At 72.8% G+C, this 12,990-nt stretch carries 7 protein-coding genes; 3 read left to right on the top strand and 4 right to left on the bottom strand.

Translation table 11 applies throughout. The features are described from left to right. The first annotated feature begins 27 nt into the window (after positions 1–27). Both D7W79_RS10330 and D7W79_RS10325 read left to right on the top strand, forming a co-directional pair. Positions 28–2,463 (top strand): penicillin acylase family protein, encoded by a 2,436-nt coding sequence (locus D7W79_RS10330; RefSeq protein WP_120525185.1) that lies wholly within the window; start codon positions 28–30, stop codon positions 2,461–2,463. Positions 2,464–2,880: 417 nt separating this feature from the next. Then, positions 2,881–3,561 carry a Crp/Fnr family transcriptional regulator gene (locus D7W79_RS10325; RefSeq protein WP_120525184.1) on the top strand — a complete coding sequence of 227 codons (681 nt, stop codon included), beginning with the start codon at positions 2,881–2,883 and terminating at the stop codon, positions 3,559–3,561. Positions 3,562–3,564: 3 nt separating this feature from the next. Here D7W79_RS10325 and D7W79_RS10320 read toward each other — a convergent pair whose 3' ends face one another. From D7W79_RS10320 to D7W79_RS10305, 4 genes are all read right to left on the bottom strand, one after another. After that, positions 3,565–5,103, bottom strand: a complete 1,539-nt coding sequence (locus D7W79_RS10320; RefSeq protein ID WP_120525183.1) for an adenylate/guanylate cyclase domain-containing protein — start codon at positions 5,101–5,103, stop codon at positions 3,565–3,567. A 6-nt stretch (positions 5,104–5,109) separates the two neighbouring features. Continuing rightward, entirely contained in the window at positions 5,110–7,128 is a 2,019-nt protein-coding gene (locus D7W79_RS10315) for a protein kinase domain-containing protein (RefSeq protein WP_120525182.1), read from the bottom strand. Between the two features lie 154 nt (positions 7,129–7,282). Further along, positions 7,283–8,146, bottom strand: a complete 864-nt coding sequence (locus D7W79_RS10310) for an NAD-dependent protein deacetylase (RefSeq protein ID WP_120525181.1) — start codon at positions 8,144–8,146, stop codon at positions 7,283–7,285. Between the two features lie 103 nt (positions 8,147–8,249). Continuing rightward, a complete protein-coding gene (locus tag D7W79_RS10305) occupies positions 8,250–11,378 on the bottom strand; it encodes a tetratricopeptide repeat protein (RefSeq protein ID WP_120525187.1) in 3,129 nt (1,042 codons plus the stop codon). Positions 11,379–11,549: 171 nt separating this feature from the next. Between D7W79_RS10305 and D7W79_RS44920 the strand changes: the two genes are divergently transcribed. Beyond that, complete coding sequence (locus tag D7W79_RS44920) at positions 11,550–12,989, top strand: TonB C-terminal domain-containing protein (RefSeq protein ID WP_244221694.1); 1,440 nt, start codon at positions 11,550–11,552, stop codon at positions 12,987–12,989. Position 12,990: the final 1 nt, after the last annotated feature.

Raw genomic sequence — 12,990 nt, 5'->3', positions numbered from 1 at the left:
CGCCCCCACCGCCGGAGCCTCCGCGTCATGAGTGCCTTCTCCCAGGTCCTGCGCATGCTGCGCATGTTGCCGTCCGCCATGGCCGTGGCCGCCCCGGGCGTGGGGCCATGGCTTGCCCGCCGCCGCTGGCCGCGCGAGGAAGGACAGCTCACGCTGCCCGGCCTGCACGGCAAGGTGGAGGTGCTGCGCGACACGTGGGGCGTGCCGCACATCTTCGCCCAGGACGAGCACGACCTGTTCTTCGCCCAGGGCTACGTGCACGGGCAGGACCGGATGTGGCAGATGGAGATGGGCCGCCGGCTGGTGGACGGCCGGCTCGCGAGCCTGCTGGGCCCCATGCTGGTGCCCGCGGATGAGTTCCTGCGCACCATGGGCCTGCGCCACCTGGCCGAGCGCGCCTGGGAGCAGGTGGATCCGGAGGCGCGGGCCATCCTGGAGGCCTACAGCGCGGGCATCAACGCGCGCATCGCCGCGGAGCCGCTGCCCTACGAGTTCACCGTGATGAGCACGGAGCCCGCGCCGTGGACGCCCGTGGATTCGCTCGCGCGCGGCAACCTGCTGGCGATGATGCTGGGCGGCAACCACCGCATCGAGCTCTTCCGCGCGCGGCTGGTGGCCGCCGTGGGTGAGGAGGTGGCCAACGCGCTCCTGCCGCAGAACGCGCCGGAGACGCCGCTCATCGTCCCCAAGGAGGCGCGCCTGCCGGGCCTCAAGTCCGTGAAGACGATGTCCGGTCTGGACAGCGTGGACGCGGTGATGGGCGACCCGAACATCGTCTCCGGCAGCAACAACTGGGTGGTGCACGGCCAGCGCACGAAGAGCGGCCAGCCGCTGCTCGCCAACGACGTGCACATCCCGCTGGGCATGCCGTCCACCTGGTACGAGAACGGCCTGCACGGCGGCCGCTTCCAGCACGTGGGCTTCTCCCTGCCCGGCGTGCCCATGCTCATCGTGGGCCACAACGGGAAGGTGGCCTGGGGCATGTCCAACCTGGGGCCGGACACCCAGGACTTCTACATCGAGAAGCTGGACGACCCGAAGGCGCCCAAGCAGTACCTCTACCAGGGCACCTGGCACGACCTGGAGGTGCGCCGCGAGGAGATTGCCGTCAAGGGCGGCGCCCCCGTGGTGGTGGAGGTGAAGAGCACCCGGCACGGCCCGCTGATGAACAAGGTGATGGCGGACGAGATGAAGGACAGCGAGCCCATGGCCCTCAAGTGGGCGCACCGGGAATGCCAGCCGCTCATCAACGCCGTGCTGAAGCTCAACCTGGCGCGGGACTGGGAGTCCTTCCGCGGCGCGATGAAGGCCTGGGAGGGACCGGGCCAGAACTTCGTGTACGCGGACACGGCCGGCAACATCGGCTACCAGGCCACGGGGAAGATTCCCATCCGCCAGGGACACCAGGGCCTCATCCCCATGCCGGGCTGGACGGGCGAATCCGAGTGGACGGGCTTCATCCCCTTCGAGGAGCTGCCCGCGTCCTTCAACCCGCCCGCGGGCTACGCGGCCACGGCGAACAACAAGATCACCTCCGACGACTACCCGCACCTCATCGCGCACAACTGGTTCCCGGGCTACCGCGCCAAGCGCATCACCGACCTGCTGGAGGCCGGCACACAGCACAGCGTGCAGACCATGCGGGACATCCAGGCGGAGACGTACTCGCTGCCCGCGGAGACGCTGCGCCCCTACTTCCTGGCGGCGGCGCTGCCCACCGACGACACCCAGCGCCAGGCGGTGGACGCGCTGAAGGCGTGGGACCTGCGCTTCGAGCCGGAGGCCGTGGGCGCCACGGTGTTCCAGGCCTGGTACATCGAGGTGCTGCGCAAGCTGCTCCAGCACAAGCTGGAGCCGGCGCTGGTGTCGGAGTACCTGATGGGCCAGTACGAACGGCACGGCAGCCTGCACATGCCCTTCGTCATCGGCCAGATGTCCCAGCCGGACAGCGACTGGTGGGACGACCCGAAGACGCCGGAGAAGGAGACGCGCGACGACATCCTCCGCGCGGCGCTGACGGCGGCCACCGCGTGGCTGGTGAAGACGTACGGCCCGAAGACGGAGGCCTGGGCCTGGGGCCAGGTGCACCAGCTCACCTACGCGCACCAGCCGCTGGGCGGGCCCGCCATCCCCGGCCCCATCCGGCGCGTCTTCAACAGCCGCACGGTGCCGGCCCGCGGGGACAACTACTCCGTGGACGGGGCCTCGTTCCTCTGGGCCCGCCCCTTCAAGGTCGTCCACGGCACCGCGCTGCGGATGATTGTCGACCTGGCGGACCTGTCCCGCTCCGTGTCCATCCACGCGCCGGGGCAGACGGAGCACCTGTTCCACAAGCACCGCGATGACCTGATGGAGCTCAACCGCAAGGTGGAGTTCCACCCCATGCTCCACACGCGCCAGGCCGTGGAGCAGCACCGCGAGGCCACGCTGACGCTCACGCCCGCGGTGGCCCTGGCCAAATAAAACAACCCGGACTTGAAGGCCGCCACTCCCCCCGGAGCGACGGGCCTCCAGGCCCGGGTTCATTGCTGTTCAGGCTCCAGCGGGAGCCGGCACTCGTATACGCGTCGAGTTCCCCCTCAGAAACTCGACGCTTCCCCCTTCTATGTGCCAGCCCCTGCGGTCCCCCTCATTTCCCGCGCAGGCCGCGGTGAGCTAGAAAGTCCCCCGACTCCCTGACTCACCGTGTCGCGCTGCGCGGGCCCCCCTGCTTCCCGTGCTGCGATGAAGGAACAGTACCGGGACCCCCTGTTTCGATCTGTGAACCGGCCCACAGGCTGCGTGTGAAGGCGTTCACACCCGCCGGACTTGTCCGCCGGACCTGGATGGGAGGGTTCCCTACCTGTATCCAGGGAATCCAGGCACAATGGTGCTCCCCCCATGTCCTACGCGCAGCTGCTGGCCGAAATCCCCATGTTCGAAAGCCTCGGCCGGGAGGACCTGGAGAACATGTCGTCGCTCCTCCAGCCCCGGCGTTTCGCCCGGGGGGAGGTCATCTTCCACCGGGGCGACGTGGGCACCGCGCTGTTCATCATCCGGCGGGGACAGGTGGCCATCCGGCTGTCCTCCAGCGAGGGGCGCGAAATCACCCTGGCGCTGCTGGACCGGGGGGACGCCTTCGGGGAGCTGTCACTGCTGGACGGCGAGGTGCGCTCCACCGACGCGATGGCGCGCGAGGAGGCCCATCTCCTGACGCTCCAGCGCGAGGACTTCCGGCGCTACCTGGAGACGCGGCCGCAGGTGAGCCTGGCGCTGCTGGCGAACATGAGCCGGCTGGTGCGGCGCACGACGCAGCTCGTGTACGACTCGGCCTTCCTGGACGCGCGGAGCCGGCTGGTGCGGGTGCTGCTGGAGCTGGCGAAGACGCAGGGCAAGCCGTCCCCCGAAGGGCTGGCCATCACCCCGAAGCTCACGCAGTCGGAGCTGGCCAACCTGTGCGGCGTCACGCGCGAGAGCGTGAACAAGTGGCTGCGCTACTACGTGCGCGAGGGGATGCTCAGCTTCGAGGGCGGGCAGATCGTCCTCATCCAGCCGGAGCGGCTGGGACAGGACGCGGAGTAGCCGTCAGCCGCGCACGCGGAAGAGGGACAGGGGCTCCTCGCGGCCCTTCACCGTCACCGGGGCCAGGGGCTCCAGCACGAAGGCGTCCGCGTCCAGCAGGGCGCGCGTGGCGTCCGTGACGAGGACTTCGCCCGGGCGCGCGACGCCGCACACGCGGGCCGCCACGTTGGTGGCGTCTCCCACGGTGGCGTACTGGAGGTAGCGCTCCGAGCCGATGTTGCCCGCGGCCACCGGGCCGGAGTTGAGCCCGATGTGGACTTGAATCTCCGGCGCGCCCTCCTCCCGCCAGCGGGCGTTGAGGGCGGCCAGGGCGTGCTGCATCTCCACGGCCGCGCGCACGGCCCGGTCCGCGTCGTCCGGACGGGCGAAGGGGGCGCCCCACACGGCCATCAGCGCGTCGCCGATGTACTTCTCCAGCGTGCCCTCGTGGCGGAAGACGATGTCCGCCATCACCGGGAAGTACGCGTTGAGCATGTCCACCACCTGCCGGGGCTTGAGGCGCGAGGACATGGCGGTGAAGCCGGTGATGTCGGAGAAGAGGATGGTGACGTTCGCCTCGCGCACCTCGAGCGGCACGCCCCGGAGCGCCTTCAGCTGGCGCACGACGTCCGGCGGGAAGAAGCGCTGGTAGGCGTTTCTGAGCACCGCCTCCTCCTCCAGCCGCCGCGCCAGGTGCGCGTGGTCCAGGGCGATGGCGGCCTGGTTGGCGAAGGCGGTGAGGAACTCCAGGTCCTCGTCGGTGAAGAGGCCGCCCTGCGTGAGGCTGTCCAGGTACAGCACGCCCAGCACCGTGTCGCGTGTGCGCAGGGGCACGCACAGCGAGGCGCGGATGGACTGGCGGAAGACGGAGTCCGCGCCCAGCAGCCGCGCGTCGTCCTTCGCGTCGGTGAAGAGGGCCGCCACGCCGCGCGAGTGCACGTAGTCCACGATGTGCTGGCTATAGAAGCGCTCCGGCAGCGCCCCACCCCGCGCGCCCCGGGACACGCGCGGCACCAGCGCCCCCGTGTCCCGGTCCACCATCAGCACCGCCGCCCGGTCCACCGCCCAGATTTGAAAGACGAGCTGGACCACGCGCTCCAGGAGCCCGTCCACCGGGCCCGGGGAGGACAGAATCTGCCCCACCTTGAGGAGCACCTGGAGCTTGTCGCGGGTGCGGTCCGGCGAGCGCGTGTCGAGCAGCGCCTCCATGGGCCCGCCGGAGAAGCGCGTCTCCAGGGGCTGCGTGCGCAGCGGGCCCCAGCCGTCCGGCAGCGGCGTGTCCGGGGACACCAGCCGGAACCACACCTCGCCGCAGCGGAAGGACTGGCCGTGGCCCAGCTCCTGGCGGGAGACGCGGTGCGGCCCCACGAAGCTGCCGTTCTTGCTGTCCAGGTCCACCAGCACCACGCGCCCGCCCGCGCGCTCCAGCCGGGCGTGGCGCCGCGACAGGCTGGGGTGCGGCACGCGGATGCCGTTCTCCTCGGTGCGGCCGATGGTGGTGGTGCCCTCCGGCAGCATCACCACCCGTTCATCCACCTGGCCTGGGTTGAGGATGAGGCGCATCGGGCTTCAGGTGGGTCCCTTGGCCGTGAAGGCCCCTGGCCGGGGCGCGGGTGCGGGCGCCTCCAGGACGGCGGGAGCCACCTGTTCGGCGGTGGCGTCCTCGGAGGACGCGGACTGGCTGCCGTGGCGGGCCACCACCTCGCGCACGCCGAGCGGCTGTCCTCCGGGCCCTGGCAGGTGCCGCTCTCCGGCGGCGCGGCAGTCGAAGGCGTCCGCGAGCCGGGCGGCCAGCGTCTCGCTCACCAGCACCTGGTCGCGCGCGGCCACGGTGGCAAGCCGGGCCGCGGTGTTCACCACGTCGCCCAGCACCGTGTGGTCCAGGCGCCCGCGCCCGGCCGCGCCCACGTTGCCTGAAACGACCGGCCCGGTGTCCACGCCCATGCAGACGCCGTGGGCGTACGGGGACGCGTCGCCGCCGCTCCACGCCAGGCCCTGCAGCCGCTGCTTCACCGCGAGGCACGCGTCCAGCGCGCGCGACACGTGGCCCTCGCCCTGGAAGACGGCCATCACCGCGTCGCCCAGGAACTTGTCCACCACGCCGCCGCGCGACTCCAGCTCCGGGAGGATGACCTCGAAGTTGGCGTTGAGCCGGCGCAGCGCGGACTCCGGCGGGTGCTTGCGGGTGATGGCGGTGAAGTCCGCGACGTCCAGGAAGGCCACCGTGGCGTCCACCTGCTCGCCCGCGAGCCCGCCGGGGCCGCGCACCAGCGGCAGCACCCGGTCCACGATGCCGCCGTGCACGAACATGCGCAGCAGCGCGTTCTCCTCCGTGGAGCGCACCGCGCGGCGCAGCTCCGCCACGTGGCGCACCGTCTTGGCCAGCGTGGACTCCAGGTCGTCCAGGTCCACCGGCTTCACCAGGAAGTCGAACGCGCCCCGGTTCATCGCCGTGCGCAGGTTGGGCATGTCGCCGTACGCGGAGACGATGACCACCTTCACCAGCGGATCCACTTCGCCCACGCGCGACAGGAACGTCAGCCCGTCCATGCGCGGCATGTTCAGGTCGCACAGCACCGCGTGCGTGTCCGGGTGCTGGCGCAGGGCCTCCAGCGCCTCCTCGCCGTCGCGGGCGAAGACGAAGCGGTAGACGCCGTCGCGCACGTGCCGGCGGAAGCGCTGGCGCATGAGCACCTCCACGTCCGGCTCGTCGTCCACCACCAGCACCGTGGCGGCCTGGGTGGCGCGGCCCGCCTCCACCAGCGCGACGAAGGCGGCGGCCAGCTGGCGCGCGGAGGTGAAGCGCTGCTCCAGCTTCGGGTGCAGGGCGCGCTGGAAGAAGGCGTCACCGCCCGCGCCCAGCTCCGGCACCAGCTGCGAGACGGCCACCGCGGGCGGGTGGAAGGCGCCGCGCAGGAGGGCGCCCACGGACTCGGCGCCGTAGGGGAACTGGCCGGTGAGGGCGCGGTAGAGGACCACCGCGAGCGACCAGAGGTCCGCGCGGGCGTCCAGGTCCGGATCCGCGCGCAGCTGCTCCGGGCTCATGTAGCGCAACGTGCCGGTGAGCCCCTCGGCCTGCGCGGGCGCCCCCGTGGGCAGGAGCGAGCGCGCGAGCCCGAAGTCGAGCACCTTCACCACCTCCTCGCCGTCCACGTGGGCGAGGAAGAGGTTGGCGGGCTTCAGGTCGCGGTGCACCAGTCCCGCGGCATGCGCCGCCGCCAGGGCCCGGGCCACCGGCGTGACGAGCGCGGCCACGCGGGCCGGGGACAGGCGCCCCTGCTGGGTGAGGCGCGTCTCCAGGTCCTCGCCCTCCAGGAGCTCCATGACGATGTACGGCACGCCGCCGTCCACGCCGGAGTCGTGCACCTGCACCACGTGCGGGTGGCGCAGCCGGGCCACGGCCTGCGCTTCCTGTTCGAAGTGGCGGTGCGCCTCCGGCGTGCGCGCGACGATGTCGGAAGCGATGAGCTTGAGGGCCACGTGCCGCTGGAGTTGCAGGTCGACAGCGCGCCAGATGGCGCCCATGCCACCGCCGCCAATCCTGCGCTCCAGCGCGTACCTGCCGCCCAGCGGGCGTCCGGTGTCCATCGGCCCTGTGTCTCCGTCCCGGGCACGGCCTGGCGCACGTGCCTCGCGAAGCCGGGGATGATGGCACACCTGGACCCTCCCCGGGCGTGCCCATTCAGTGCCACCGCCCCAGCGCTCCGGGCCCGGCCGCACGCCCGGTGTGGGAGGGGGAGCGTCAGGCGCGGGTCAGCGCCTGGGCGAGCCGGGGCAGCACGTCGCCCGCCCTCGCCTCCACGCGCACATCCGCCAGGGAGTCGCCCCGGCTCTCCCCGATGTTGAGGATGCCGATGGGCATGTGCCGCTCCGCGGCGCGGGTGACGAAGCGGTAGCCGGAGTAGACCGTCAGCGACGAGCCCACCACCAGCAGCGCGTCCCCCTCCTCCACCAGCGCGAACGCGTCCTGCACCAGCGGGGCCGCGACGTTGTCGCCGAAGAACACCACGTCCGGCTTCAGCGTCCCGCCGCAGCGCGTGCACGCGGGGACGTGGAAGCCCTCCATCGCCTCTGGCGGCAGCTCCGCGTCGCCGTCCGGACGCAGCTCCACGACGGCGTGCGCGAAGTCCGGGTTGAGGCCCAGCATCCGCGCCTGGAGCGACGCGCGGGGCTCCTGCGCGCCGCACGCCAGACAGCGCACCCGCGACAGCGCGCCGTGAAGCTCCAGCACGCGCTCACTGCCCGCCGCGTGGTGCAGGCCATCCACGTTCTGGGTGATGAGGCCGGGCACCACGCCCGCCTTCTCCAGCGCGGCCAGCGCGAAGTGGGCGTCGTTGGGACGGGCGGAGGTGAAGCGCGGCCAGCCCAGCAGGCTGCGCGCCCAGTAGCGCTGGCGCACCTCCGGCTTGTGCAGGAACTCGCGGTGCTGGATGGGGTTGCGCACCTTGTGGCGCGTCTCCGGGCCGCGATAGTCGGGGATGCCGGACTCGGTGCTGCATCCGGCGCCCGTGAGCACCACGACGCGGCGTCCGCGCAGGAGCGAGGTCAGGGCGTCCACGCCCGCTTCGGGCGGAAGGGCGGCGACAGGGGAGTCCGTGAGCGTCATTCCACCCTCCGTATAACGTGGCCCCCTCGCGCCCGCCCTGGTGCCGCCCGTCGGGGTTGGGAGCGGCTGGCGGCTCGGGGCTTTCGCGTCGCCGGCGGAGCGCTCACCGGGTGAGGGCGTCCCGGGAGGGGTCCGCGGGCTTCGGCGTGGCCATGGCGGCCTTGAGGTCCTTGCGCGCGTTGGGGGGCAGCCTGGCGATCCACCGGTCCATCGCCTGGCGGAGCTCCGGCACGGAGGACTCCTCGTCGGGCAGCGCGGCGGCCTCCTGGCGGGCCTCGGCGACGAGCCGGATGGCCCGGGCCGGGTCCTGCTTCGCGTCCCACAGCGCGCGGCCCAGCATGTAGCGCGCGGCGGGGCGCTCCGCAGGACGGGGATGGGCGCGTTCCCAGCCCGCGACGGCCTTCTCCAGCGGGGCCAGCGCCTCGCGCGGACGGCCCAGCACCATGTACGTCCGCCCCAGGTCCACCAGGGCCCCCGTCCAGCCGCCGTTCACGTCGTCCGGCAGGGACGTCTGGAGCGCGGCGGCGCGCTGGAAGTACGGCAGGGCCTGGTCCGGCTGGTTGCGGTAGCTGAGCGTCTGGCCCATGCCCCGGAGCACCAGCGCCAGCGTGGGGTGGTCCGGGCCCAGGCTCTTCTCCACCTGCTCGAGCGCCGTGGCGAAGCGCTGGGTGGCCTCCTCCAGGCGGCCCAGGTGCACCAGCAGCGTGCCGATGTTGTTGACGATGATGGCCACGGTGGAGCTGTCGCGCCCCTCCGTCGTCTCCGCGATGTGCAGCGCGCGCTCGTAGAGGGGCAGCGCCTCCTCGCGCTTGCCCTGGTACTGCAGCGCCAGCGCCAGGCTGTTGAGCGCGTCCGCCACCTGCGGGTGGTCCTGTCCCAGCGAGCGCTCCAGCAGCGCCAGCGCGCCCCGGGCCAGCCGCTCCGATTGCACGAAGTCGCCCTGCTGCCAGCGCACGCTGGCCTGCTCCAGCCGGATGCGCGCCACGTCCGGATGTTCAGGCCCCAGCGCTCCGCGCACGGTGCCCAGGGCGCGCTCGTACAGGCCCAGGGCCTCCTCCGCGCGCCCCTGCGAGCGGCGCACGGTGCCCAGCTCCACGCGCACGTCCGCGACCTCCAGGGCCTCCGGACCGAAGCGCTTCTCCAGGAAGGACAGCGCGCGGGTGAGCTGCTCGTGGGCCTCCGGGTAGCGGCCCTGGCGCGACAGGAGCCGGCCCAGGTTCATCGCGAGCGCGCCGGCCAGCTCCCTGCTGCCGCCCAGCCGCTCCACCGCGGCGCTGGCGCGCTCCGCGGCCTGCTGCCCTTGCGCGTAGTGGTCCAGCCGTTCGCCCGTGATGCGCACCGCCAGCGTCCACGCCCGGGCGGCGGCGTCGTCGTTGCGGCCGGCCTCCGCGCTCCACGCGGCCTGGAGCACCGTGGCCTCCGCGCCCCGGTAGTCCCCTGCCCCGTCCTTCAGCTCCGCGAGCAGCAGCAGCGCGTCCGCGGCGCCGGACCAGTCCCCCGCGGCGCGCGCGGCCTGGGCCACGGGCTCCACGCGCGCCACGCCCTGCGAATAGCGGCCGGCGGCGCGCAGGGCCCTGGCGTCCACGAGCGCCTGGAGCAGCGCGACGGTCCTGTCCCTCGCGGCGGCGTCATCCGGCGAGGAGTGGCCTCGCGACGTCAGCGCCTCCACGTCCGAACAGCCCGCCAGCGGCGCCAGCCCCTCCACCGCGCGGGGCGCCCGCTCCACGAGGTCCGGATCCGCCTGCGTGAACAGCTGCGTGAGCGCGGCCACGTCCGCGAGCCGCGCGTCCAGGCAGCGCATGCGCAGCGCCATCACCGCTTCGCTCTGCTCATGCCGCACACGGGTGGCCTCGCACGCCGCCGTGCGCGTCGTCACCCACGCGGCGGTGTACGCGTCCAGGCTCCGGCGCACGTGGCGGAAGGCGTCGTGCGCGAAGCGGCGCTGGGTGCCGACGAAGGCCGCCTCCACCGCCTGCTGACGGGGGGCGTCCCATACGCCGTCCATGGCGCGCGCGGCGCCCTCGCAGCCCGTGGGGTCGCGGCCGTGGAGGACGTGCGTGAGGCCCACCGCGGACAACAGCAGCAGCGACGCCCCGGCCACGCGCAGCCGCCGCGTCCGGAGCGACGCGGGGTCCGCTTGCAGCGCGGCGATGAGCGCCTCCATGGACGCGTGGCGTTCCTCCGGCTTCACCGACAAGCCCTTCACCACCACCTTGCGCAGCCACTGCGGCACGCCGGAGTGCCGGGGCACGCCCTTCACGCGCCCCGCGTGCACCGCCTGGGACAGCTCCTCCACCGTGGAGCCCGCGAAGGGGCGCTCGCCGTAGAGGCCTTCGTAGAGTGCGACGCAGAAGCCGAACTGGTCGCTGCGCGCGTCGGTGCGCTCCTCCGGCGGGAACTGCTCCGGGGCCATGTACGCGGGCGTGCCGCCCTCCATGGCGCGCGGACGCGTGGGGCCTCCGGGTGTCACCGGCGGGGCCAGGGGGCTGGCCATGAAGCGCGACAGGCCGAAGTCGGTGACGCGCACGCGGCCGTCCTGGCCGACGAGGATGTTCTCCGGCTTCACGTCGCCGTGCACGACGCCCACCGCGTGCGCCGCGGCGAGCCCCCGGGCCACGGCGATGAAGACCTCCACCACCTGGCGCCACGGGTGCGGACCGTCGTGCTCCCACTTGCGCAGCGTGTGCGCGTCCACCAGCTCCATGGCCAGGAAGACCTGCCGGCCGAAGGTGCCCACGTCGAAGACGGAGACGACGTGCGGGTGGGAGACGCGGGCCATGGCCTGCGCCTCGCGCAGCACCTGCGAGCGGCCGGCCTCCGCGCCCAACCCCAGCGCCTCCACCTGGAGGAGCTTGAGCGCGACGCGGCGGTCCAGCTCCGGATCATAGGCGGCGTACACGACGCTCATCCCGCCCACGCCCAGCATCTCCAGGATGAGGTAGCGGCCCACCGCCGTCCCGCGTGCGAGGGGCGGAGTGGGCAGGCGCAGGCGCGGCTTCTTGCCTCGCCACGGGTCCACGGCCAGCGTCGCCAGCTGGCTGTCGAGGACCTCCTCCTCCGGAGCGGGCTCGGGGGCGGTGGAGGGCGGTTGCACCTTCAGCGCCTCGGACACCATGCGCCGGCAAGAGGGGCACGTGTCCAGGTGCTCGTCGACGAGCGCGGCCCTGTCGGGCGGCAGCGTCCCGAGCAGGAGGTCCATGAACGTGGGTTCGTCCAGACAGGCAAGGGGCATGGGAGGCACGCGGAAGGGCGGCAGCACAGCAGGACTCATGGCCTGCGTCGAGTCACCCTGGGGACGTTCCAGCCGTTGAAGGGTCGCCTGCTCGGCGGGGGGTACGTCGGTTCGCGAACGCAGGTGTGCAGTTTGGTTGTGACTGGGAGGCCTTTCTGGAAGCGTCCGAGCATGCGGCGCCTGCGACGACTCGGATGGGCCGGGCTGATCTCCCTGGTGCTGCACGCCCTCGTGTTCGGGCTGTTGTGGACCATGGAGCCCTCGCCGTCGTCCAACGGGCGCCTGGCCCGGATGCGCGAGAAGTCGGTCGAGGTGGAGATCATCTCCTCGCCCTCCGTCGCTTCCACGACACCGCCGGCCCAGAAGCCCGCCTCCCCGCCGGGGAGCGACAGCACTCCGCCGCCCCCCGTGGCGACGCGTGAGCCACCGGCCAATCCACCGCCATCCTCGAAGCCGCGCACGCCGTCGAAGAACGAGCCGGCCTCACCGCCTCCGGCCGTGGCGGCGCGGGAGCCTCGCGTGCCGTCGAAGGACGCACCGGCCGGGACACCGCCAGCGACCGCGACGCGCGAGCCCTCGGAGAACACGCCGCCTCCCGCCGAGGAGGCCCCGCGCCCTCCCGCGGACGACCTCCCCCGCACCGGCATCTCGACCCGCGGGCCGACTCCGGACGGGGACCGGCCCACGGCGGATGCCCCTCTCGCCCAGCCTCCGGTCACCCTTCCGCCGAACCTGCTTCCCTCCCCGGGCTCGAACTCCGGGGTGATCATCACGACGCCGGAGAACTCGCGCGGGGGAGGCCGCACGCTGCGCCCCGGCGACCCGAGCCTGTCCGCTGAATCCCTCGCCGCCGAGGAGCACGCTCGCGTGTCGGAGCGCGTGCAGGGCATCGTCGACGAGCGCCGCGCACGCGACCGCGTGGACACCGGCCGCATCCATCCCTACTTCGGCCAGCTGCGCGCGCAGCTGGAGAAGCAGATGGACGCCCCGCCCCTCTTCGACATGCCCAGCTTCCCCAAGCAGCTGCTGTACTCCTACGCGGAGAAGGCCCGGCAGTTCGGCGCCACCGGCTCCCCCGGGAGCATGCCCGGGCCCCGGCAGGCCCCCAAGCCGGGCGAACTCATCGCGCGGCGAGCCCGGAACGAACCCGGCTACAACCGGCTGCGCGGCCTCACCCAGGCGGGCGAGGAGCTCCAGGACTTCGCCCACGGCGTCAGCACCATGAAGCTCGTCGTCACGCTGGAGCTGCTCCAGGGCGCGGACGGCACGCTGCGCGAGGTGAAGCTCATCAGCCGCAGCGGCAACCGTGCCTACGACGACTACGTGCTCCAGTCCGTCCCGCCCGCGCTGGCGAAGTTCCCCGCGCCGCCTTCGGACGCCATGGGCGTGCACACCGACGGCATCCGCAGCGTGTGGGCCGTGGAGGGGCGCGTCGTCTACGCGCGCAAGCTCAGCGACATGAAGCAGGGCACCGACAACGTCTACCTCGCCGCCCTGGCCGCCGCGGGCTTCCTCGCCGGAAACTTCGAGGAGACGACCGGCGAGGTCTACGTCATCGACTTGCGCAACCCGCACTTCGAATGCCGCTCGCGCCTGCTGCGCGTCTACTGAC

The sequence above is a fragment of the Corallococcus exercitus genome (assembly GCF_003611585.1).
GTDB lineage: Bacteria > Myxococcota > Myxococcia > Myxococcales > Myxococcaceae > Corallococcus > Corallococcus exercitus.
This window is presented reverse-complemented; position numbering and strand designations above follow the sequence as displayed.